Here is a 21,126-nt window from a genome sequence, read left to right on the forward strand (position 1 = left end):
ATCAGATGACGCTCTTGATGCGGCGTTCTTTTTTTTTCATTCCGTAGCAATCGCGCACAATGTATAAAGGCCGGCCTTTGGCCTCGTCGTAAATACGGCCGGTATATTCACCCAGAACGCCCAGCATGATTAAAATAAAGCCGCTGAAAATCAGTTGAATGATCGCGATGGCGTTCCATCCGGGTACGGCCGCGCTGGTGAACAGTTTGAGATAGAAGACGACGAGCATGTAGATCAGACCCGAAACCGAGAGCAAGCCTCCCAAATAACTCGCTAATTTCAAAGGTTTATAGGAAAAGGAAGTGATTCCGTCCAGGCACAGCTTGAGCATTTTCTTCAGCGGGTATTTCGTTTCTCCCGCCAGGCGTTCGTCGCGCACGTATTCGACGGCCGTTTGTTTGAAACCGACCCAGCTAACGAGCCCGCGGACAAAACGGTTTTTCTCTGTCAGGCGGCGCATTTCCTCGCATACTTTGCGGTCCATCAGGCGGAAATCGCCGGTATCGACCGGGATCGCGATGTCCGTGGACGCCCGCAGAATCCGGTAAAACATATGAGCCGTCTGCTTTTTGAAAAAGGTTTCGCCCTTCCGTTTCGTCCGCTTGGCGTAGACGACGTCGTAGCCTTGCTTCCATTTGGCAATCATCTCCAGGATCAACTCCGGAGGGTCCTGGAGATCGGCGTCGATCACGACGACGGCATCTCCGCCGGCGTAATCCACGCCCGCCGTAATCGCGATCTGGTGACCAAAGTTGCGGGAAAAATTGATCAGCTTGACCCGCTCATCCAGGTCGCTGAAGCCTTTGATAATCGGCGCCGTCTCGTCGCGGCTTCCGTCGTTGACGAACAGCAGCTCGTACGAATCGCCGGTCATATCCATCACTTCCCTCAAGCGCCGGTACGTCTCATGAATGACAGCCTCCTCGTTGAATACGGGAATTACAATCGAATAGCGTACATATGCCGTCATATCGGTTTCCTCCTTCGGTTTATTGAGTAATTTCATACAGTGTCGAGTTGCCATCTCTTCCGCCCATTCCCATCGGACCGCCGCGCCCGCCACCCTGGTTTTGCGACGACGTTGCCGATTGCCACTCCGACGATGGAATTTCCTTGCTGTGTTCTTTAATCCAGGTAATGACTTCCGAGTTTCCTTTCTCGCCGCCGAATCCGCCGAATCCACCGGACGATAACAGGAAGTATTTGATTTCTTTGTTCGCAACCATTTGCTTTAATTTATCTACCGTCAAAATCGGGTCGGAACCCGAAAAGCCCCCCATAGCCATGACCGGCTTGCCGGTCTGAATAATATACGGCGACGCCGAAGTGGCGCTGGATACCGCGAACAGGTACTTCTCGCCGGTATTGTTTTTGGTCACGTAGTCCAGCAGCTTGGTGTTGACCTGCTCGTTCATACCGCCGCCCATCCGGCCCATGCCGCCGCTTCTCATCAAGCTGGGCCCCGCCTCGGGCAGCATGCTGTTGCCGCCGTACAGAAGCGGTGTTGCCGCCCAGAACAGAGGCGCCGCGAGCAGCGACAGCAATCCGAGCATGGCTGCGGTGTGCGCCAGCTGTTCTTTTTTGGCGGCGATGAGCAGCAGCAGGGTCATGATGACACCCGCGGCGCCGACTCCAGCCGCCCAACTGTAACCGATTTGCGCATTGTAAGGGTAAATAATGTACACTTCAAAAGCCGTCGTTCCCACAATCGCCGCCGGCAGCAGCCATGTTTGCCAGCCCGCTCTGTCGCGGTAGCGGTGCCACAGCTCCACCCAACCGGCTCCGGCAAGCGCCGCGATCGGCGCAGCCAGCATGATCAAATAATATTGATGGAAGAAGCCGGCGATACTGAAAAATCCCATAGCCGGCAGCAGCCAGGCCAGCCAGAACAACGTTTCCTGCTGCTTGTGAGTAAGCGGCGTTCTTCTGCGGATGCCTGCCAGCAGCGCGAGTGCGCCAATGGCTGCAAAAGGAATCAGCCAGCTGATTTGACCGGACAGCGCCGATTGGAACAGGCGCAGCGGCCCGGCTTGGCCGGTGTTGAACGCGCCTCCGCCTCCGCCGCCCGGACCGCCGGGGAAGCCTTGGCCGCCGAAGTTCGGCATCTGCCCGTTCGGCGCACCGCCGTCCGGCATGCCGCCGTTCTGGCCGCCGCCGCTAGCCATGCCGCCGTTGCGGTCTGCGGCCGCTTCGCTGTTCGGCGCGCCGCCGTCCTCGCGGTTCATGCGGCCGCCGTCCTGCGAACGGCCCTCGCCGTTCGGCATTTGCATCTGGCCGCCGCCTCCGCCGCCAGGCCCTCCCTTCATGCCCGTCAAACGCGACACGCCGTTATAGCCAAAAGCAAGCTCCAGCACCGAGTTCGTTTGGCTGCTGCCCATATACGGGCGCTTGTCTTGCGGGATCGAGTCCACGACTACCGCCCAGGATAAAGATACGGCCGCCAAAACTATGGATGACGCGGCCAATACGCTCAGTTTTTTCTTCCAGTTCACCTTGGCCGCAATCAGATAAAAGAAATAAAAAGCGGGCACTACCATGTAAGCTTGCAGCATTTTGATATTAAACCCGACACCGACGGCAGCGAACGCCGCGATCACCCAGCCCCACTGCTGTCTGCGAATGCCCCGGAACAGCATCCAGGTTGCCGATACCAATGTGAATACAAGTAAGCTGTCCACATTGTTCGTTCTGCTGACCGCCGCCGCGATCGGCGTACAAGCAAAGACCAGACTCGCCAGCCGCGCCGCCGTACGGCCGAAACTCGGCTTCACAATCACGTAGATGAGCAGCACCGACCCGACGCCCGCCAAAGCTTGCGGCAGAATCACGCTCCAGCCGTGCAGCCCGAAGATGTAAGCGCTGAGCGTCTGTACCCAGAACGTCACCGGCGGCTTATCCACCGTTACATAACCGCCCGGATCGAAGGAAGCAAAGAAAAAATTATGAAAGCTTTGCAGCATGCTGGTGACAGCCGAAGTGTAGTAGGCATTCACCGTTTTATCCGTCCAGATGTTATACATGTTAAGGAAAGCAGCCAGCAACGCGATCAAAATAAGGCTGATATCCACTTGTTGATATCGTTTTGTTTTCATATTCGGTCGTTCACCCCTTGATTGATTTCCCTTTACACCTAACACTTTAATCACCGTTGCTGAATCCTAGCTGAAAGCCCCCTGAGTTTTTAGTGAAAGCTTTCTGAGCCTATGCTGAAATGGTTGGAACAGGAAACATTCAGTGATTTTTCAGCAAACAATCAAGTTCATCTCAGCTGTCGATTTTATACTAAATACATCATTCAAGAGGCAGTACATGAAAAGAGGGAAGCATTATGGAACTTATCACAGAGTCCTTCCATCCGTTTCGCTTTCAGGCCATGCAAGTGGACATAGAGCTGCTTCTCAGGTGCGAAGACAAGGATGCTCTCGTCGTCGAGAAGCTTGCCGTGGATTGGTTCCGAAGCGCAGAAAAACGCTTCAGCCGCAATTTGGCCGATAGCGAAATCAGCTTGTTAAATACGTTGGCCGGCGAAAGCTGCATGGTTTCGAACACAATGTTGGAAGTACTTTTTTTGGCAGAGGCTTATCAAACGGCGACCGAGGGCGGGTTTTTCCCCCTGCTTAACAGCGGCGAGGCGCAAACGGCCAACTTCAAAAAGCCGGCACTGCTCTGGAAAATGGATCCCGTTCAGAAGTCCATTACGCTTCCCGAGCATTCCATCATCGATCTGGGGGGCATCGAAACGAGCTGGTCCGTGAAAAGAATGGCCGAGTACATGCAGACCGGCATGGAACTGAAACAAGGCCTCATTCTCGCCGGAGGCAGTCTGACCGCATGGGGAAGAGCCCTGCGCCAGCTTGACCCATGGATCATCGGCATTCAGAACCCGTGGAACGGCAATATGAAGGTGGGCGGCGTCGCTCTGCCCCAAGGAGCTTTGTCCACGTACAGCAAATATGAAAACCCCGTGCCCGGCGACAGCGACGTGGAGCAATGCACGGTCATCGGCCAGGATGTCATCGAATGCCATGTATGGGCCAAAGCGATCTGCACACTGGGCATCGAGGCAGGTCTTGCGCTGCTATCGGAGCGCACAACGATGTGCGAGGCCATCCTGATTTCGACCAACAGGCAAATCCACTACTTCGGCAAAAAGGAATCGCTCGGCAAAACCTGGCTGGATATGAGCATCGATCATTATCATTTCAGACAGGAGGCTTCCTGAGCGAGCAGGGTTCAGGGCTTTGGTGCGCGGGTTCCAGGCTCTGGCGAGCGGAGTCCAGGGCTTTGGCGAGCGGGGCCCGGGGCTTTGGCGAGCCTAAGAAGCCCGCGATTGTCAGATCGCCCGAGAAAGTCGCGGCACTTTGTTAGGGATAGGGGAACCAGAGGGGCTCCGCTTAGCGGGAGAGCCTGCTTTTCCCCAGCGGCGCCTCTCCGGTGTGGGTCGTGGAACCGCACAACTGGGTAGGAGGCAGCTCGGTAAGGAGAAAACCTGCGAAAGTGCAGGTTTTTTCTGCGAAATCGGCTGATTTTGGCGGAATACCTGCAAAAGTACAGGAATTTTCACTGGAAGTGAGTCTGCGCCCATAAGTTCGGATGAAAAGCCTGCACTTTTGCAGGAATTGTTCGCGACCAGCGATCAAGGACGCAAATTCATGTATTTTTGCAGGTTTTCTTCGTGCAGCCAGGCAGATTTCTGCGCGATTGCCGGCAATTGCCGGCTGCTGCCTGCGAGCCCCGCCCCTTGGCGGGGGAACGATGCAGGGGCAAGCCACGATTCCGCGCGGAGCCAAAACATTTCTGCGCAATTGCCGGCTGCTGCCTGCGAACCCCGCCCCTTGACGGGAGGCCGATGCAGGGGCAAGCCACGATTCCGCGCGGAGCCAAAACATTTCTGCGCGATTGCCGGCTGCTGCCTGCGAGCCCCGCCCCTTGGCGGGGGGACGATGCAGGGGCAAGCCACGATTCCGCGCGGAGCCAAAACATTTCTGCGCGATTGCCGGCTGCTGCCTGCGAGCCCCGCCCCTTGGCGGGGGGCCGATGCAGGGGCAAGCCACGATTCGGCGCGGAGCCAAAACATTCCTGCGCGATTGACGGCTGCTGCCTGCGAACCCCGCCCCTTGGCGGGGGGCCGATGCAGAGGCAAGCCACGATTCCGCGCGGAGCCAAAACAAAAGCGGCCCTGGAGTTTTACGCTCCAAAGGCCGCCGGTTTTTTTGTTGATTAAGCCTGCACGTTCAGGACGGAGGCTGTCTCCGATGCAGCGTCCGCTTTGCCTAAGCTGTAAGCTTTTTTCAAAAGCTCCTGCAAACTGTTGGTAGAGCTGCTGCTGCTCGTACTGCTTGAGGTGCTGTCGTCATCATCGTCATCATCGCTTTTCAGCGTCTGAAGAATCGACTGGAGCGAGTCATCCTCCTTGGAGGAGGCTCCTTGAGGTCCGCCGGCGCCGCCGGGTCCGCCGGGTCCCCCACCCGGAGGCATGCCCCCAGGGGGAGGTCCCATAGGCTTTTTGCCCGAGGATATCGATGCTGCAATAGAAGACGTATCCCCTGTATCTATGGAAGTAACTCCTTCTCCGGTCCCGGAAGAATCGGAAGAAGAATTTTGTAACTGCGCGTAAAGCTGCAAAGCTGCGGAGCTCAACTCCACGGAGTCGGCGGAATTGCTTGAGCTGGAACTGCTGCTGCTTTCGGACGTGCTGCATGAACCTCCGCTTTCCGAGCTGGCGGAAGTTTGCAAAGATTGCCTGTACAAATAACTGACGGTTGAACTGGAAATGTTCATTGGCGAGTCCTCCTCATCGAATTTGGGTCGTGCCTGAATGTCGTATGTATTCTCCATCGCTCCAGCATCAACGTACCAAATCCAGATGAACATCGCATGAACGTAAAATGAAAGTTTCCTGAAACACTTCCGGCCTTCATCGGGCGTTTGTTTTGAACTGCCGCGCTCCCGTGCTATTATGGAAGAAATAATCGTGTAGGGGCTTTTGCAATGAACTATGATGTGATTGTTATCGGCGGCGGATCAGCCGGATTGATGGCAGGTATTGCCGCCAGTGCCGGCGGCGCGAAAGTATTGCTTGTGGATAAAGGGGACAAGCTGGGTCGCAAGCTCGGCATCTCCGGCGGCGGAAGATGCAACGTGACGAACAATAAGGATATGGATGAGCTGATCCGGCATATTCCGGGCAACGGACGCTTTTTGCACAGCGCGTTCTCCCGGTTCGGCAACCGCGATATTATCGCGTTCTTTGAAAATTTGGGCATCCGCTTGAAAGAGGAAGACAACGGACGCATGTTTCCGGTCACGGACAAAGCCAAAACGGTCGTCGACGCGCTCGTGAATCAAGTCCGCAAGCAAGGCGTGGACATCCGCACGAACAGTCCGGTCGCCAAGGTGCTGTACGAAGACGGACATGTCCGCGGCATCCGTACGCGCAGTGGCGAAACGTTCCGCAGCCGCTCCGTCATCGTCGCTTCCGGCGGCTGCTCCGTGCCGCACACCGGCTCGACGGGCGACGGCTACGAATGGGCGAAGGATGCCGGGCACACCATTACGGAGCTGTTTCCAACCGAGGTCCCTTTGACCTCGAAGGAGCCTTTCATCCGCAGCCGGGAGCTGCAGGGCCTTGCCCTGCGGGACGCGGCTTTGTCGGTATGGAACGCGAAGGACAAAGCCGTCATCACCCATCGCGGCGATCTTTTGTTTACCCATTTCGGCTTATCCGGCCCGATTGCCCTGCGCTGCAGCCAGTTCGTCGTCAAAGAGCTGCCCAAGTCCGAACGGAAAGAAGTGCTGCTGACGATCGACCTTTTTCCGGATCGGAGCATGGACGAAGTGTTCGGCGAAAGCCTGGATCTCGCCAAAGCGGAGGCCAAAAAAGCGATCAAGAACGTGCTGAAAAGCCTCGTATCCGAGCGGCTGATTCCGCTTTTGCTGGACAAAGCCGGCCTGGACGGGCAGTTGACCTTCGACCATATTCCGAAGCAGAACTGGCTGGAACTGAGCAAGCTGCTGAAAGCTTTTCCCGTCTCCGTTCACGGCACGCTTTCTCTGGAGGAAGCTTTCGTCACCGGCGGCGGCGTCCATCTCAAAGAAATCGACCCGCGGACGATGCAGTCCAAGCTCATGGACGGGCTGTTTTTCTGCGGGGAAATTCTCGATATTCACGGCTACACCGGGGGCTACAACATCACGGCTGCTTTTGCGACGGGCTATACGGCGGGCCTAAGCGCAGCTGCGCTGGAACTGTAGGTTCTCTTCTCTCCCCAATTTGTAAAACTCGCACTGCTGCGCTTCGTAGACACTGCGCCAAAAACGGATAGCCGGCTCGTTCGCGGCCAGCTGTCCGCAGCAGCAGCGGCCGGGATACAGCCGGAAAAGCTTGGCCGCCGCGGCGGTGCCGATTCTCATCCACCTCAATGAATCCATTTGAGCCATAAATAAAGTCCTGTAAGCGTCACAAACAAGGTTGGAACGGTCAGTACAAAGCCGATTTTGAAATAGTACCCCCACGTAATCTTCACGTCCTTGCGGGACAAAATATGCAGCCACAACAGCGTGGCCAGGGAGCCGATCGGGGTGATTTTCGGCCCGAGGTCGGTGCCGATGACGTTGGCGTAAATCAGCGCCTCGCGCATGATTCCTTCGGTCTGCGTGCCGTGAATGGCGAGCGCGTCGATCATAAGAGTAGGCAGATTGTTCATGATCGAGGACAATACCGCCGCAAGGAAACCCATGCCCAGCGTTCCCGCGTACAAGCCGTAATCCGCCGAAGCCTGAATCAGCTTGCCAAGCAGGTCCGTTAGTCCCGCGTTTTTGAGCCCATATACGACCACATACATGCCGATAGAAAAAACGACGATCGTCCAGGGCGCTTCCTTGACGATTTTGCGGACATTCACGGTCTTGCTCCGTCCGGCGGCAATCAGGAAAAACAGCGTCGCCAGGCCGGTGATCATGCTGACGGGAATCTTGATAAACTCGCTGGCAAAAAAACCCGCCAGCATAACGCCGAGAATGATCCACGCCAAGCGGAACAAGCGCATGTCCTTGATCGCCTCGCGCGGCTGCTTGAGCGCGGACACATCGATTTGCCGCGGCATTCGCTTGCGGTAGACGAGGTACAGCATCAGCAGGCTGGCTCCAATCGAGAACAGGTTCGGCACGAGCATGCGCGATGCGTATTCTCCAAAACCGATGCCGAAATAGTCCGCAGACACGATATTCGTCAAATTGCTGACGGTGAGCGGCAGCGACGCCGTATCGGCGATAAATCCGCCCGCCATAATAAAAGGCAGCACCATCGCCTGCTCGAACTTCAGCGCGCGCACCACCGCGAGAACAATCGGCGTCAAAATGAGCGCCGCCCCGTCATTCGCGAACAGCCCCGATACGGCTGCGCCGAGCAGGACCGCGTATACGAACATGCGTCTTCCGCTGCCCTTTGCCAGACGCGCCATATGCAGCGCCGCCCACTCGAAAAAGCCGATCTCATCGAGCAGCAGCGAGTTCAAAATGATCGCGACAAACGCCAGCGTGGCATTCCACACAATACCGGTAACTTCGATTACATTGTGCCAGGTCACTACACCAAGCAAAAGCGCCAGCAGCGCCCCTCCCGACGCCGTCCAGCCGATTCCGAGCCCTCTGGGCTGCCAAATCACCAAAGCAATGGTTACCGCAAACAACAAACAAGCTAAAACAATCATATTTCCCCCAAAATTCGACAATATTGCCGGCTTTTCAGCACAGCGATACTATCCATTGTAAAACAAACTGCATAAAACCGAAACACTCGAAAAAAGCGCATGTCGAAAAAAAGCGTACCGGTCCGCTTTGTTGAACCGCTTCTGCAAAGGAATTCCCGCTCGCTTTCACCGTTCCGCATGGGGGATACGTGCAGCCGCGGCAGTTTTCGCACTGCGCACAGCTCCAGCATGCAGCGTTGCGCTGCATGACGGCAGCCGGGCAACTCGACGGCCGCAGCAGATCTTCTCTAACCCGCACCTCTCCTGCACGGGTTGCGGCGCTGAAATAGGGGACACAAGGCGGCTTGACTGGAAGAAAACCTGCAAAAGTGCAGGTTTTCCCCGTGAAAGTGGTCCATTTTGGCGAAAAGCCTGCACATTTGCAGGAATATTTCGATTGCAGCGTATCAACCGAGCAAAAACTGTACTTTTGCAGGTTTTCTTCGCGCAACCAGAGCCAGATGAGAATGTGCAATACCGGCTCTAGCGTGCGCGTGCGGCTTTCCCAAAAGCCTGACTCGACCGACCGCCCTCATGCAGCACACCACCACCGCACGGTGGGTGGTGCTGCGCACGGGTGGGTGGTGCTGCGCACGCTGGGTTGTGCTGCGCACGCTGGGTAGTGCTGCGCACGCTGGGTGGTGCTGCGCACGCTGGGTAGTGCTGCGCACGCTGGGTGGTGCTGCGCACGGTGTAGTGCTGCGCACGCTGGGTTGTGCTGCGCACGCTGGGGGCTGGGCGCGCTAGGAGCTGCGCAACCATCGGCAAACATCGCCGGCCCAATCACCGCCGCTCCAAAAATAGGCTTGCCCCGCACAACAAAAACGCCCCCACGAAACGATCGTGGGGGCGCCCTCCCGGCGGCGCCTTCCTCAAAAGCGGATTCCCGCGCTGAAGCGGTTGTAGTCGTCCGCGGACGGGTCGAAGGCGGCCTCGTCGTCGGTCGGCACCGCGTCCGCCGCTGCCGGGCCGTTTTGCTCCGCGTAGCCTTCGGGCCAATCTTCATTCACCGTATGCGCCGGAATGCGGATCGAATTCTCCAGATCGTAGGCCATCGCATAAGTGTCCCCTTCGGACCGGCTTTGCTGGCGCTCGACCAGTTTGCCCCCGTGCGCTTGGGCAATTTCCAATGCTGACGTAAGCTCCTGGTCGTCGATATGAATGTGCAAAGTCGGCCGCTCGGTCTCAGGAAGCAATTCGGGCTCGTAGCCAAGCTCTTCCAGCGTATCAAGCGCCAGAAGCGCATCGCGTTCCTGCGCAAATTCGAAAAAAATCGGAGTAGAACTGTTCATGTCCGGCATCCTTTCTGCATCCAAATTGTAAAGTCTGCCACTAGCTTCTGCAATCTCGTCCTATTCTATAACTTCCTGCACGATACGCAGCAGCTCATCGTGGTATTCGGGCGCTGCCGCGACCAGATAAGGCGTCGGCGTCTCCCCGCCGGTGACCGGATTTCCGGCGAAATCCGTAACCTTGACCCCTGCTTCCAGGGCAAGCAGCAGCCCCGCGTACAAATCCTCGCCTTCGGAGTTGTACAGCACGATCCCGTGCAGGTCGCCTCTGGCGAGCATGCCCCAGGTCAGCGACGGCGCCCATACGCGCAGCACTCTTTTGAGCCGCTGCTCCAGCGTATGCCTGAGCTTCAGCGCCAGGACGTCGTCCTTGCCGACGATGTGGCCCTGAATCCACGAAATCGTGGATTTGACCAAAGCTCCCCGGGGCTTCGCCTCCAGCCTCGCATCCTTCAACCAAGCTCCCCCGCCGCGGATCGCCGAATACGTCAGCCGAAGCGCAGAATCGTGCACGACGCCGACGGTGATTTGTCCCCGAAAGCTTAGCGAGATCGAAACGCCGTAGAGCGGAATGCCAAGCGCAAAATTGTTCGTGCCGTCCAGCGGATCGACATGCCAGACCCAATCGCTGTCGGCGCCGCCAGCCCCCGCTTCTTCGCTGAAAATACGGTGATCCGGAAAATGCCGTCCGATCTCCTCCACGATTAGCTTGTCCGCCATAATGTCGACTTCCGTGACAAGATCTCCCCGGCTGTCTTTATGCCGGATATCCAGTTTGCCGCCAAATCGTTCTCTCGCCAGCTCGCCTGCCTGCCGGGCGGCTTTTACGGCAACTTCTTGCGCCAATGTCCGAATCTCGAAATTCATCCGGGCACCTCCTGTTCTTTTACACAAACTTTATACCCTATAAACGCAGGCGCGGCGGGAAAGTTGCTTTGGCATGCGGCATCTGTTCATTGACAAGCATGCGGAAGATAAGTCATAATATAGCAAAATCAGATCCGATATTTTGACAAGCGGGAAGGGGTATACAGAGCATGGTCAAGCATCATCAACACAAAATTTTGGACTGCACGATTCGCGACGGCGGTCTGGTCAACGATTGGGATTTTAGCGTAGAGTTTGTCAAAGACATGTATCGCGGTTTGAGCGCAGCCGGCGTCGAATATATGGAAATCGGCTACAAAAACTCGGAAAAACTGCTGAAAGGCGGGGCTTCCGGTCCTTGGAGATTTTTGAACGAATCGTTTCTGAGAGACGTGATTACGCAAAAAACCGACACCAAGCTTTCCGCCCTTGTGGATATCGGCCGTGTCGATGAGAAAGATATTTTGCCTCGCGAAGACAGTCTGCTGGACTTGATCCGCGTCGCTTGCTACATCAAAGATGTAGATAAAGGTCTTGAGCTCGTTCAAAAATTCCACGACATGGGCTACGAAACGTCGCTGAACATCATGGCGCTTTCGCATGTCATGGAAAACGAACTCGTGGAAGCTTTCGAAGAAATCAACAAAAGCCCGGTTGACGTCGTCTATATCGTAGACTCCTACGGCAGCATGAATTACAAGGACATCGACTACCTCGTGGCGAAATTCCAGCGCTTGCTGCCTGAAAAAGAGCTCGGCCTGCACATGCACAACAATTTGCAGCTTGCTTTCTCCAACACGATCATGGGAGCGGACAAAGGCGTTGCCTTCCTGGACTCCTCCGTGTACGGGATGGGCCGCGCCGCCGGCAACTGCACCACCGAGCTGCTGCTCAGCCATTTGAAAAACCCGCGCTACGACGTGCGTCCGGTGCTGGAAATTATCGAGAAGCACATGATCGCCATGCGTCAAAAATGGGATTGGGGCTACCTCATTCCATACATGATCGTCGGCGCGCTGGATGAGCATCCGCGCACTGCGATGGCGCACCTGAACAGCCCGGACAGAGACAAGTTCGTAGATTTCTACGACAAGCTCACTTCCCCGGAAACTGTGCCTGTAGCTCACAAAGAATAATTTAAGCGCACGGCGTCAACACCCCTTGGTCCCGGCCGAAGAGATCCGTTCTCTCTGCCGTGCCAAGGGGTGTTTTTGCGCTTGCCGGATAACGGTGCGAACGTTATTTTACCAGTCTCGCCCCTACGATATGGTTCTCCGCAAACCGCCGGTCGATTAAAAACACGAACTCATCGTCTTTTTGGCCGGAAGGTATTTTTCTGTAGGCTTCGATATATTCGTCGTCGACCAACTGTGTGCATGCTTCATCGGCGTAAATGTTGCCGGCCTCTATTCTTCTAATCGCCTCGATCAACGTATCTTTCGATGTAAGAAACCCGTTGATTTCCGCATACACTTTTCCTGTAGCATCATGATCCTCGAGCATGATCACAACTTTTTGCAGCGGTCCGGCAAACGCTTTTCTTCTGGGAGAAAGGCTCATACGCAGCGCTCCTTTACGTTCATCTTTAACAGCCATTGCAGATCTTGCTGCTATTTTATGTGGCAAACGCTGCATATGAACTAGGCCGATGCAGGACAACATCAAACGGATCGGCGCTTCCGACAAAATCTTTCAAAAAAATCGGTGTTTATACCAATCAACATGTCCAATCATAGAGTAATAGACAATCATACTATAAACCATGCCAAAACAGAGGCATAACCTAGTATGGACGCGATATTTATATGGCTCTTGCTTTACAAGCTTTTACAACGACAACCAACACGCAGGTAATTGCCGACACCGCAGCTCCTCCGGGAACTCTTCCTACGGCAGCCGTTGCGACTTTTCCGTCGCTTCTGTCCCCGGCGGTTAACGGAAGCACCGCTTATATTTGGTCTCCCAATAATGTTCCGGGACAAACCGTTACCTTGCGGAGCACCTTCGTCATCCCTGGACTGCCTATTCTTGACGTAGCCTTACCGGTAAGCGTGTTTTATGCTTTTGCGGCCAATGAAACGGCATTCGTAAGCGCAACGCTGCAAATCTTAAATATTCTTGGCATCATCGTACTGACCGTTCCTTTATTTACTGCAGCGAATGGCGGGAATGAGCAGAATGTGGCGACAGCTTCCGCAGATGCACTGCTTGCTGCAGGCGTGCTAGTAGGCAATACGGCGCAGATTGTCGTAGATGCGAGCATTACAGCGCCGACGCAAACCGGGTATGGTCCGGTCGATCTCGGAAGATATCTCGGCGAAATTATCGTCCGCGACATCGTATAAGACGTCAAAAAGCCCTCATTATGTAAACTTAACTGGCATGTTTGAAGCTGATTCTCAACACAGCAAGTAGTTCAAATATGAAGTGTCACTGTATATCTTAATTGAGAGGCTGTCCCAGAAGTGAAAATTAAATAGGCTATGGACATAACCTACAATCAGGAAAAATGAATTTTTACTAAACAAAGGAGTTAAGCGCCTTGCATGTGCTTAACTCCTTTGCTTTTTGCGTCTACTGCCGCTTTCTTCAGCAAATTATGGGCATGCGAAAGCCACCCGACCTCCAAACTTACTTTGGGTAAGCCTCGAAGCAGGAATCTTTTGAATCCGCGGTTGTTCTTTATGTCACCGAATACAGGCTCCGGTTCGATCATACGCCTGACTGCTAGTGCGTAACCTTCTTCGCTACGGAGTTTTTCACGTGCCTGGTTCTTTAATCGCATATATTTCATACTTACTTTGACTTCGCGATTACCCTGGGCTTTCGTTCACTGCGGTTTCAGCGGACAGCCTTCGCAACTTGCACTCCGGTAATGACGATACTCCATTTCGTATCCACTTTCCGTTATCTCCTTACTCACTCTTCGGAAATTTTACTCAAAGAATAATACTGAGCGAACAGGTCCTGCAGGAAATATTATATCAAATATTGTAAATTTATCATACGTATGGCAAAGTTTATTTGCACCAAAAATAACAATAAAAGGATGTGTGTACAATGAGAAGATTGTCTTTGTTTTTGTTTGTTCTTTTGTTTGCTTTCTCATCAACAGCTTCAATTGCCTTTGCTGAGAAAGAGTTTACCCCCCAAGACATTATTGAGAAAGCTTCACCGTATGTTAAAGTAATTGATAATAAACAATTTAGCCTAGACGTAAAAGAAGCTAGAACAAATGGTCTAACACAGAGTGAAATTAAGCAGGCTCAACAACTCATCAAGGGGGCGAATGCTACTGTAGAGTCTATGCTTAATGAAGGTACTATTCTAGAAGAAACACCTGAAGGATCGCTTAAGCCCAAAAGACCTGATATTACGACAAACATAATTATTGGTGATATTGACACTGATAACTATTTTGATTACGATGTTAAATGGTACGGCGCTGTGCATTTATGGATTAGCCCTCGCTTTGTTGCTGACCTTCAAGATTATAACGGCTATATTTCTGGTTCAGTAAGCCTTGCCACATCAACTTCTCTCGATTTGATCAGTAAAAAAAGTAGTATTCAACCATCGAGTGCAGCAAAAAATTCAATTACAATATTCGCTGGAGCACTTATATCATACGCAATTACTCAATTCTATCAATCATATAAGGATACAGGGGCACTATTTTATGACAATCCTATCGGTATTCCCGATTCATTCGGTAGACCCTAGGAATTGAGGTGAAATGTAAAAAATGAGCAAATACTTCCGGGTATATATTACAAAGAAGAGATACTATTTCGACTTTCTTGTGATTCTGCCTGTTGTTATCTTCTCAACCTATAGTTCTAACCCGGAAGCAACCTTTTTAAAATATATAACCACTTTCTTAACTATCTTTATACTTTCACAACTAACTTTTTATTTTTTTTATTATCGAAAGAATAAGTAGCACTTTTTTTAATTATTCAATCCCGATACCTGTCAGGTGTTGGGCTAGCTATCAGTGGCGTGACACAACGAACGAGGCGGATCAAGACTTTTAAGCCAATTCGCCTCTGTTTTATTTTGGGATCAGTCTATCTCGTACCATGGAATAGATAAAATAGGCAAAAAGAAAGTCACCCTCCAGCTTACAATAGCCAGGGTAATTGACAAGATGTATTGGTCAAAAACAATTAGAGTGCAGCCGTATTAACTGTCTCTAGCACCGAGCATAGATCTTTTAAATATAAAGTAGGGAAACCACTCTCATGGCTTCCACCTTATCGAACCGTACGTGCCCTACTAAGGCATATGGCTCACCAACGTGATTCAACTTGAAATCAATATGTAGTTTCAGGCTAGGTTTCGTGATTATTTTCATTGAACCACCTGCTGTATGTTACTATTATCAGACATTCAACCTCACAAAAGTTCCATCATTTTACGGAATTCCAGTCTTGTTTATTCCGCTATACTGCTTTAATGATTGAACAAGCAGAATAAGTGATGAAAATTTCCTTTATCAACTCTTCTTTACTTTGCATAAATAATCCCTCCAAATTGTAATAATTACCCACAAGTGTTAAAGTTCAAAGTTGGTTATCTATTTCCTTAATGTAATTTTTCAAAGAATCCTGCCCAATAGCTTAATGGGTGAGCGGCTGATTATCGAAATAAAAGCCCGCCTGAACGACATACAAGTTCAGGCGGGCTATTTTATTGTGTCACATCATATAAAATAGTGTGACTCGTATACGTTCTAAGCACATACCCTGTTAATTAATAAAATTAGCTGCTTTCTTGTTTGACCTATTTACAGCAGCGCTTCGATAGCAGGCCCGACGTCCTTAGGATCGACAGGCGGTTCGAAGCGATCGACGACACGCCCGTCGCGGTCCACCAAAAACTTCGTAAAGTTCCACTTGATCTCGTTATCGAGAAGCTGCTCGGGCATCTTCTCGGCGAACATCGAATGCAGCATTTTGCCTGACGGCTGGCTCTGATCGAACCCTTTGAACGGCGCCTGTTCCGTCAAGTAAGCAAACAGCGGATGCTTCCCTTCCCCGCGGACTTCCAGCTTTTCAAAAAGCGGAAACGTTACGCCATAATTCAGTTGGCAAAATACATGTACGTCCTCGTTCGCTGCCGGCTCCTGCCCCCCGAACTGGTTGCAAGGAAAACCGAGAATGACGAAGTCTTGTTCCCGGTACTTCTCATACAGCTTTTGCAAATCGGAATATTGCGAGGTAAAACCGCATTTGCTCGCCGTATTCACGATCAGCACAACTTTCCCCTTATACTGCTCCAACCGGACATCAGTGCCGCGAATGCTTTTGGCTTCATATTCGTGAACGCTCATCCCCATCATCTCCCACGGTTCGTCATTTAAATTTTACACAATTTAATTTTACAAAACCTAAATAAGATTGTCAAACTCCCTGTTATAAATCGGCCCCCACCATGCACACGTCATCCGGATTCGGGCAATCTTTCCCTTTGATTTGCAGCATCTGCTCCAGAAATAACGGCAAAGAAACCTCTGTACCGGCTCTCAGCATCGCCTTCAGCTCCTCCTGCTTGAGCTTCATGGATACGCCCGGGGATTCGATCAAGCCGTCCGTATACAGCACCAGGCGCGCCGGACCGGCATAATGCAGCGTCTGCTTCATCGGCTGAAGCTCCGGTATCAGGCCGATAGGTACGCAGGTTGATCCAAGCTCCTTGACCTCCTTGTCCGCAACTACCACAAACCCCGAGGTGTGGCCGGCATTAATGTATTCCAAGCATCTGCGTTCCGTATCGATCACTGTGTAAAGCGCTGTAAAAAAGAAATGCTTGGGACTGCTCGCGGCGCGGAACAACTTGTACATGTGGACGTTCAGCTCTTTGATGACGATCTCGGGCTCTTTGCATTTGCGGATAATTCCTTCCAGCAGCGAGCGGATCGACATGCTGATCAGCGACGATGCTACCCCGCTGCCCATGACATCGATAATAATAATGCCGTAGCGATGGTCGTCGAGCTGATACCACGCATACATATCTCCCCCGAGATAGTGGGAAGGCGCGTATTTGCCTAGAATCGATATGGCATCGTTCCGAAGCGGCGGGCTGAGCACGCTTTGCTGCACGAGTGTGGCAAGCTCCAAATCTTTCTTGCGCACTTCTTCCGCCGCTTTTTGCCCGGTCATATCCAGAAGGATGCCTTTGATCATCAGCAGGCTGCCGCTGTCGTCGAACTCCGAGTACATTCTGGAATCGACCCATTTGATGGCGCCGCTGGCATGTATAATGCGAAAGCTGCACACATAAGGGGCCTTGCCCGCCGAACGGATAGCTTCCAGACTGAGCAGGGGAACGTCATCGGGGTAGATCAGCTCAAGCCAGAAATCGGGATTTTTCACAAAAGTTTCGTACGGATAGCCGTGCAGCCTTTCGGACGACGGAGATACCGCCACGATCTTCTGCCGGGAAATGTCATAAGAATAAAGATGGGCATCGATATTTCCCAGTATTTCTTCCAGCGGAATCTCCATATGCGCCCGTTTGCGGCTGCCCAGCGGCTGTGCCGCCGGTTCGAATCTTACGAACGCGAGAATGAGAACAAACAGAACAATTTGAATGACCGCATGATATAAAATTCCATCGGGATGAAGAAGCACAATGCCAAAAGCAAGAGCGATACCTTCGCCGTCAGCCGGTATTTCCCCCCATCGCCGGACAGTTTAAAAATCGGAGTCTGTTTCAACATTGCAATCTCCTCTGTTCATTCTCATCCATAGGGCGGTATAAGCCCGCTGATGATACAACCCCACCTCGTCCATGATGCCTTGAATCAGAACAAGCCCCCGGCCGCGGCCGCTCCGGTTAGGCGCGTATCCGGCAGGGAGCCCGAAGCCGCTGTATTTGGGCTGAATGACGCTGATTTCGAGCTGCTCCCGGTCCAACAGCCACTGCACGACAAAAGACCGCGCGGACGCCAAACCGCCATACTCCCAAGCGTTCATACACGCCTCTTCCGTGGCCAGCTTCAGGAGGGCCGCACTGGTGCCCGTTATATTGGCGGCAGCGGCCATTTCTGCGGAAATTTGCATAGCCGTCAAAATCTCTTCTTTGCTGCCGATCGCCAAACGCTTGCAGACCTGCGCCAAGGATACGATCATCCTTTCCCATTGCCGTAATAGGCGCGCGCCTCCTCGAGGCTGGCAAAGATGTTCATGAACGTCTCGAAACGGACGATCGCCAAAATTTCCGCGACCGCCGCACGCACGCCGGAAATAACGAGCTCCTTGCCCCGGCTTTCCGACGAGAGCGCCGCATCGGCGATGACGCCCAACGCCGCGCTATTCAGATAGGCTGCGCCGTATAAATCCACGATGAGCTTGTCGCCGCTTCCTTCGGCCAGCCTGTTGACGGCGGCGCGGAAGTCATCGACATTTTTAAGCGTGATATCCTGCTGCCAAATGAGCAGTTCAATTCCATCCACCGTTTCGATTCTCATCTGCAGGCCAGTCCTTTCTTTATGCAAAAGCATGAGACTCATGACGCTCCAACCGCTGCAGCGATACGATTCGTTCCAACTTCAACAGCATGACAAAGCGGCCTTCCCGCTCGTAGACAAGATCGATAATATCGCGTTCCGGGTCTGTCAGTTCCTTCGGTATAGGGCCAAGCTCCTCCCGGCGGATTTTGATAACCTCCGTCACCGCGTCCACGCGAATGCCAAATTCCGTTCCGTGCATCTCCACCACGACGATGCGGGTTTTGTCCGTTTGGGCAAGGGGCGGCAGCCGGAAAAAAGACCGCAGATCCCATACCGGCATAGTCTGGCCGCGCAGCTTGATAATGCCGAGCATATGATCGGACGAGGCAACGACCCGTGTTATATAAGGAACGGTAATAATTTCTTTGACTTGTTGAATATCCAGCGCATACTGGCCTTCCTCCACCTTGAACGTGACCAACTGCCGTTCTTCCCGTTGACCGTCTTCTCCAGGCAGAAGCTCGGATGGGCCTGACACCGGAATCGAGCCCTCTTCCCGGACGAGCGAGCCTACATCGAGTATCAGCGCCACATTCCCGTTGCCGAGAATCGTAGAGCCGGAAATGAAAGGAACGTTGCCTATGTAAGCGCCGAGCGATTTGATTACGATCTCCTGGTTGCCCACGAGACCGTCCACCGCCACGCATACCCGCTTGTCGGCTACGCCAAGCATGACGACGAACAACCGCTTCGGGGTTGCGGAGGATGAATGCTGAATGCCGAGCTTCCGGTGGAGCCGCACGAGCGGGAATACCGCCCCGCGGATTAGGCACACCTCCTGGCCCTGGAGACGCCGGATATCGCCCGGCGAAAGCCGCAAAATTTCAATCACGTTGACAAGCGGCACGGCAAAAGTCTGATTGTGCAGTTTAATCAGGAGAGAACGGATGATGGCAAGCGTCAGCGGCAGCTTGATCGTGAACACGGTGCCGCCCCCGAGAGTCGTGTCGATCCCGATGACGCCGTTCAGCTTTTCGATTTGCGAGCGCACGATGTCCATGCCTACGCCGCGTCCGGATATGTCCGTGACCGAAGCCGCCGTCGAGAAGCCGGAATGAAAAATGAGAAATACGAGCTCCCGGTCCGTCATCCGGGCTGCGTCCTCTTCGGTGATAAAGCCTTTTTTGACGGCTGAGCTTTTAATTTTTTGCGGGTCTATGCCGCGCCCGTCGTCGGCAATCGTAATGACGATCTGATTTTCCTGATGGGCGGCTTTGAGCGTAATTCGCCCTTTGGCCGGCTTGCCGAGCTGAAGCCGTTCCGCCGGTCCTTCCAGCCCGTGGTCGGCCGCATTGCGCAAAATGTGCAAAATCGGATCGCCCAGTGCATCCCGCTGATGATCTGGCCGATCTGCTTCGTAGCCGAAGAGCTCCGCTCGGCCAGCTTGCGCACTTCATCGGCCACTACGGCGAATCCGCGGCCCTGCTCGCCCGCCCTGGCCGCTTCGATGGCCGCATTCAACGCCAGCAAATTCGTCTGCTCGGCAATTTCATCGATCACCTCGATAATGTCCCCGATCTTGATCGAGTCCTCCTTGAGCAGGGACATCTGCCTGTTCAACTGCTGTATCCCGTCCATCGAAGCCTGGACGACTTTGCCGCCCTGTTCCGCCCCCACTCGCGTAGTATTGGACAGCTCGGAAGCCGTCTCCGCGCTTCGCGCTACGGATTCGATCGCCCGGGACAAATCCTTGAACAGCTCGTTGATCGTCTGTGCCGCAGACGCCTGTGTTGTCGTTCCGCCGGCAATTTCTTGCGAACTGGCGGAAATTTGCTCGGAAGCCGCCGCCAGACTTTGTGCCGAAGTCATAATATCGCCGATCAGCCTGCGCAGCTTTTCCGTCGTTTCGTTCAGCGAGGCTCCCAGTTGACCCATTTCGTCTCTGGAGCGCACCTCCACCTGCTCCCGCAAGTCGCCGGATGCGATTTTGCGCAGCGAGGCGACAAGCTTTTGGACCGCGCTCGCTACCGATTGCGAAATCATCAGCGCCAAGACGATGGCGATAATACTTGCGGCCACAACGAGAATAATAACGATGATTCGTCCTTGATAATAGTTATCAACCGAGGCGTCGATAGAAGCGACCGCTCCGTTATTGTTCAGATCGATGTCTTTGTTCAACATCTCTGAAGCTTTCGTTATATCCGCGATGGCAATCCGCAGCAGCTCGTTAGCCCGCGCGACATTATTGTCCTTGCTCGCCTGAATGATGCCGGGTATTTGATCGGTATACGCATTCCAGCTTTTCACAAATTCATTGTAATAGCCCCGCTCTTCCGGCGACGTAATCGTCGGCTCGTACTCGCGTTGAATCGCCTTTTGCAGCTCCAGATTGTCGCTTATCGTCTTCTCCGCTTTGGCTTTGCCGGCGGCATCGTTATCCACAATATACCGGAGCATCCATCCCCTGGTGTCCAGAACGTTCTCTTTCATTTTGGAAAGCGTCACAATGCTCGGCATATACGAATCTTTCACATCTCCGGCCTTGTTGCCCATGGCGTTCATCCCCACAATAGAGGTGATTCCCGTTGCAATCAAAAGCACAATAACCGCTAAAAAGCTAGATAACAGCTTGAAACGAATCGTGAATCTCATTCTGGTTTCCTCCCTCATCTTTATAGCTTCTATTTTGAGGTGAAAACCATGCTTCGGAACATCCCCTGCGGCTCCTGTTTTGGGCCTTATGTACTATGAACAG

20 protein-coding genes and 2 pseudogenes are annotated in these 21,126 nt (G+C 53.2%); 6 read left to right on the forward strand and 16 right to left on the reverse strand.

From position 1 onward, the window contains the following. Window position 1: 1 nt before the first annotated feature. Both AC0LWT_RS32310 and AC0LWT_RS32315 read right to left on the reverse strand, forming a co-directional pair. Window positions 2-970, reverse strand: coding sequence for a glycosyltransferase family 2 protein (locus tag AC0LWT_RS32310; protein WP_474685406.1), 969 nt, complete (start codon window positions 968-970; stop codon window positions 2-4). A gap of 19 nt (window positions 971-989) precedes the next feature. After that, complete coding sequence (locus AC0LWT_RS32315) at window positions 990-3,092, reverse strand: ArnT family glycosyltransferase (protein WP_474685407.1); 2,103 nt, start codon at window positions 3,090-3,092, stop codon at window positions 990-992. A 236-nt stretch (window positions 3,093-3,328) separates the two neighbouring features. Between AC0LWT_RS32315 and AC0LWT_RS32320 the strand changes: the two genes are divergently transcribed. After that, window positions 3,329-4,222: an FAD:protein FMN transferase gene (locus tag AC0LWT_RS32320; RefSeq protein ID WP_474685408.1), complete on the forward strand. Its 894-nt coding sequence runs from the start codon at window positions 3,329-3,331 to the stop codon at window positions 4,220-4,222. Window positions 4,223-5,220: 998 nt separating this feature from the next. Here AC0LWT_RS32320 and AC0LWT_RS32325 read toward each other — a convergent pair. Next, window positions 5,221-5,781 (reverse strand): hypothetical protein, encoded by a 561-nt coding sequence (locus tag AC0LWT_RS32325; RefSeq protein ID WP_474685409.1) that lies wholly within the window; start codon window positions 5,779-5,781, stop codon window positions 5,221-5,223. A 210-nt stretch (window positions 5,782-5,991) separates the two neighbouring features. Here AC0LWT_RS32325 and AC0LWT_RS32330 point away from each other — a divergent pair, with 210 nt between their 5' ends. Next, entirely contained in the window at window positions 5,992-7,254 is a 1,263-nt protein-coding gene (locus tag AC0LWT_RS32330) for a BaiN/RdsA family NAD(P)/FAD-dependent oxidoreductase (RefSeq protein ID WP_474685410.1), read from the forward strand. Here the strand turns inward: AC0LWT_RS32330 and AC0LWT_RS32335 are convergent. After that, entirely contained in the window at window positions 7,228-7,413 is a 186-nt protein-coding gene (locus tag AC0LWT_RS32335; RefSeq protein WP_474685411.1) for a hypothetical protein, read from the reverse strand. The genes AC0LWT_RS32330 and AC0LWT_RS32335 overlap by 27 nt on opposite strands. Before the next feature lie 5 nt (window positions 7,414-7,418). Continuing rightward, window positions 7,419-8,711 (reverse strand): arsenic transporter, encoded by a 1,293-nt coding sequence (locus tag AC0LWT_RS32340; protein WP_474685412.1) that lies wholly within the window; start codon window positions 8,709-8,711, stop codon window positions 7,419-7,421. A gap of 344 nt (window positions 8,712-9,055) precedes the next feature. Here AC0LWT_RS32340 and AC0LWT_RS32345 point away from each other — a divergent pair, with 344 nt between their 5' ends. Next, window positions 9,056-9,373 (forward strand): hypothetical protein, encoded by a 318-nt coding sequence (locus AC0LWT_RS32345; protein WP_474685413.1) that lies wholly within the window; start codon window positions 9,056-9,058, stop codon window positions 9,371-9,373. A 249-nt stretch (window positions 9,374-9,622) separates the two neighbouring features. Here the strand turns inward: AC0LWT_RS32345 and AC0LWT_RS32350 are convergent, their stop codons facing one another. Both AC0LWT_RS32350 and AC0LWT_RS32355 read right to left on the reverse strand, forming a co-directional pair. Further along, window positions 9,623-10,042 (reverse strand): hypothetical protein, encoded by a 420-nt coding sequence (locus tag AC0LWT_RS32350; protein ID WP_474685414.1) that lies wholly within the window; start codon window positions 10,040-10,042, stop codon window positions 9,623-9,625. A gap of 60 nt (window positions 10,043-10,102) precedes the next feature. Further along, window positions 10,103-10,909: an inositol monophosphatase family protein gene (locus AC0LWT_RS32355; RefSeq protein WP_474685415.1), complete on the reverse strand. Its 807-nt coding sequence runs from the start codon at window positions 10,907-10,909 to the stop codon at window positions 10,103-10,105. Between the two features lie 170 nt (window positions 10,910-11,079). Here AC0LWT_RS32355 and AC0LWT_RS32360 point away from each other — a divergent pair, with 170 nt between their 5' ends. After that, complete coding sequence (locus AC0LWT_RS32360; RefSeq protein ID WP_474685416.1) at window positions 11,080-12,045, forward strand: aldolase catalytic domain-containing protein; 966 nt, start codon at window positions 11,080-11,082, stop codon at window positions 12,043-12,045. Window positions 12,046-12,148: 103 nt separating this feature from the next. On the opposite strand, the gene AC0LWT_RS32365 is transcribed toward AC0LWT_RS32360, so the two are convergent. After that, window positions 12,149-12,469: a hypothetical protein gene (locus AC0LWT_RS32365; protein WP_474685417.1), complete on the reverse strand. Its 321-nt coding sequence runs from the start codon at window positions 12,467-12,469 to the stop codon at window positions 12,149-12,151. Between the two features lie 245 nt (window positions 12,470-12,714). On the opposite strand from AC0LWT_RS32365, the gene AC0LWT_RS32370 reads away from it, so the two are divergent. Continuing rightward, complete coding sequence (locus tag AC0LWT_RS32370) at window positions 12,715-13,254, forward strand: hypothetical protein (RefSeq protein ID WP_474685418.1); 540 nt, start codon at window positions 12,715-12,717, stop codon at window positions 13,252-13,254. A gap of 188 nt (window positions 13,255-13,442) precedes the next feature. On the opposite strand, the pseudogene AC0LWT_RS32375 reads toward AC0LWT_RS32370, so the two are convergent. Beyond that, window positions 13,443-13,841: pseudogene (locus tag AC0LWT_RS32375) on the reverse strand (transposase); the annotation flags it as partial. 128 nt (window positions 13,842-13,969) lie between these two features. Between AC0LWT_RS32375 and AC0LWT_RS32380 the strand changes: the two are divergent. Further along, window positions 13,970-14,632, forward strand: coding sequence for a hypothetical protein (locus AC0LWT_RS32380; protein WP_474685419.1), 663 nt, complete (start codon window positions 13,970-13,972; stop codon window positions 14,630-14,632). Window positions 14,633-15,698: 1,066 nt separating this feature from the next. Here the strand turns inward: AC0LWT_RS32380 and AC0LWT_RS32385 are convergent. The 7 genes and pseudogenes from AC0LWT_RS32385 to AC0LWT_RS32415 all read right to left on the reverse strand — a co-directional run bounded on the left by AC0LWT_RS32385 (window position 15,699) and on the right by AC0LWT_RS32415 (window position 21,023). Beyond that, window positions 15,699-16,244 carry a glutathione peroxidase gene (locus tag AC0LWT_RS32385; RefSeq protein WP_474685420.1) on the reverse strand — a complete coding sequence of 182 codons (546 nt, stop codon included), beginning with the start codon at window positions 16,242-16,244 and terminating at the stop codon, window positions 15,699-15,701. Window positions 16,245-16,326: 82 nt separating this feature from the next. Next, window positions 16,327-17,547, reverse strand: a complete 1,221-nt coding sequence (locus AC0LWT_RS32390) for a PP2C family protein-serine/threonine phosphatase (RefSeq protein WP_474685421.1) — start codon at window positions 17,545-17,547, stop codon at window positions 16,327-16,329. Between the two features lie 63 nt (window positions 17,548-17,610). Next, window positions 17,611-18,036 carry an ATP-binding protein gene (locus AC0LWT_RS32395; RefSeq protein ID WP_474685422.1) on the reverse strand — a complete coding sequence of 142 codons (426 nt, stop codon included), beginning with the start codon at window positions 18,034-18,036 and terminating at the stop codon, window positions 17,611-17,613. A gap of 8 nt (window positions 18,037-18,044) precedes the next feature. Further along, window positions 18,045-18,386 carry an STAS domain-containing protein gene (locus tag AC0LWT_RS32400; protein WP_474685423.1) on the reverse strand — a complete coding sequence of 114 codons (342 nt, stop codon included), beginning with the start codon at window positions 18,384-18,386 and terminating at the stop codon, window positions 18,045-18,047. A gap of 19 nt (window positions 18,387-18,405) precedes the next feature. After that, the gene (locus AC0LWT_RS32405; RefSeq protein ID WP_474685437.1) at window positions 18,406-19,353 is read right to left on the reverse strand and encodes a chemotaxis protein CheW; all 948 of its coding nucleotides are present in this window, start codon (window positions 19,351-19,353) and stop codon (window positions 18,406-18,408) included. Between the two features lie 33 nt (window positions 19,354-19,386). Further along, window positions 19,387-19,680 (reverse strand): annotated as a pseudogene (locus tag AC0LWT_RS32410) (ATP-binding protein); the annotation flags it as partial. Continuing rightward, a complete protein-coding gene (locus AC0LWT_RS32415) occupies window positions 19,584-21,023 on the reverse strand; it encodes a methyl-accepting chemotaxis protein (RefSeq protein ID WP_474685424.1) in 1,440 nt (479 codons plus the stop codon). The pseudogene AC0LWT_RS32410 and the gene AC0LWT_RS32415, both read right to left, overlap by 97 nt. Between the last annotated feature and the right edge of the window lie 103 nt (window positions 21,024-21,126).

The organism is Paenibacillus sp. sgz302164, assembly GCF_056120505.1.

Excerpts from the sequence above, each read along its gene's own strand:
- AC0LWT_RS32310 (WP_474685406.1), bottom strand. The coding sequence starts at position 970 with ATGACGGCATATGTACGCTATTCGATTGTAATTCCCGTATTCAACGAG.
- AC0LWT_RS32315 (WP_474685407.1), bottom strand. The coding sequence starts at position 3,092 with ATGAAAACAAAACGATATCAACAAGTGGATATCAGCCTTATTTTGATC.
- AC0LWT_RS32320 (WP_474685408.1), top strand. The coding sequence starts at position 3,329 with ATGGAACTTATCACAGAGTCCTTCCATCCGTTTCGCTTTCAGGCCATG.
- AC0LWT_RS32325 (WP_474685409.1), bottom strand. The coding sequence starts at position 5,781 with ATGAACATTTCCAGTTCAACCGTCAGTTATTTGTACAGGCAATCTTTG.
- AC0LWT_RS32330 (WP_474685410.1), top strand. The coding sequence starts at position 5,992 with ATGAACTATGATGTGATTGTTATCGGCGGCGGATCAGCCGGATTGATG.
- AC0LWT_RS32335 (WP_474685411.1), bottom strand. The coding sequence starts at position 7,413 with ATGAGAATCGGCACCGCCGCGGCGGCCAAGCTTTTCCGGCTGTATCCC.
- AC0LWT_RS32340 (WP_474685412.1), bottom strand. The coding sequence starts at position 8,711 with ATGATTGTTTTAGCTTGTTTGTTGTTTGCGGTAACCATTGCTTTGGTG.
- AC0LWT_RS32350 (WP_474685414.1), bottom strand. The coding sequence starts at position 10,042 with ATGAACAGTTCTACTCCGATTTTTTTCGAATTTGCGCAGGAACGCGAT.
- AC0LWT_RS32355 (WP_474685415.1), bottom strand. The coding sequence starts at position 10,909 with ATGAATTTCGAGATTCGGACATTGGCGCAAGAAGTTGCCGTAAAAGCC.
- AC0LWT_RS32360 (WP_474685416.1), top strand. The coding sequence starts at position 11,080 with ATGGTCAAGCATCATCAACACAAAATTTTGGACTGCACGATTCGCGAC.
- AC0LWT_RS32365 (WP_474685417.1), bottom strand. The coding sequence starts at position 12,469 with ATGAGCCTTTCTCCCAGAAGAAAAGCGTTTGCCGGACCGCTGCAAAAA.
- AC0LWT_RS32370 (WP_474685418.1), top strand. The coding sequence starts at position 12,715 with ATGGCTCTTGCTTTACAAGCTTTTACAACGACAACCAACACGCAGGTA.
- AC0LWT_RS32380 (WP_474685419.1), top strand. The coding sequence starts at position 13,970 with ATGAGAAGATTGTCTTTGTTTTTGTTTGTTCTTTTGTTTGCTTTCTCA.
- AC0LWT_RS32385 (WP_474685420.1), bottom strand. The coding sequence starts at position 16,244 with ATGAGCGTTCACGAATATGAAGCCAAAAGCATTCGCGGCACTGATGTC.
- AC0LWT_RS32400 (WP_474685423.1), bottom strand. The coding sequence starts at position 18,386 with ATGAGAATCGAAACGGTGGATGGAATTGAACTGCTCATTTGGCAGCAG.
- AC0LWT_RS32415 (WP_474685424.1), bottom strand. The coding sequence starts at position 21,023 with ATGAGATTCACGATTCGTTTCAAGCTGTTATCTAGCTTTTTAGCGGTT.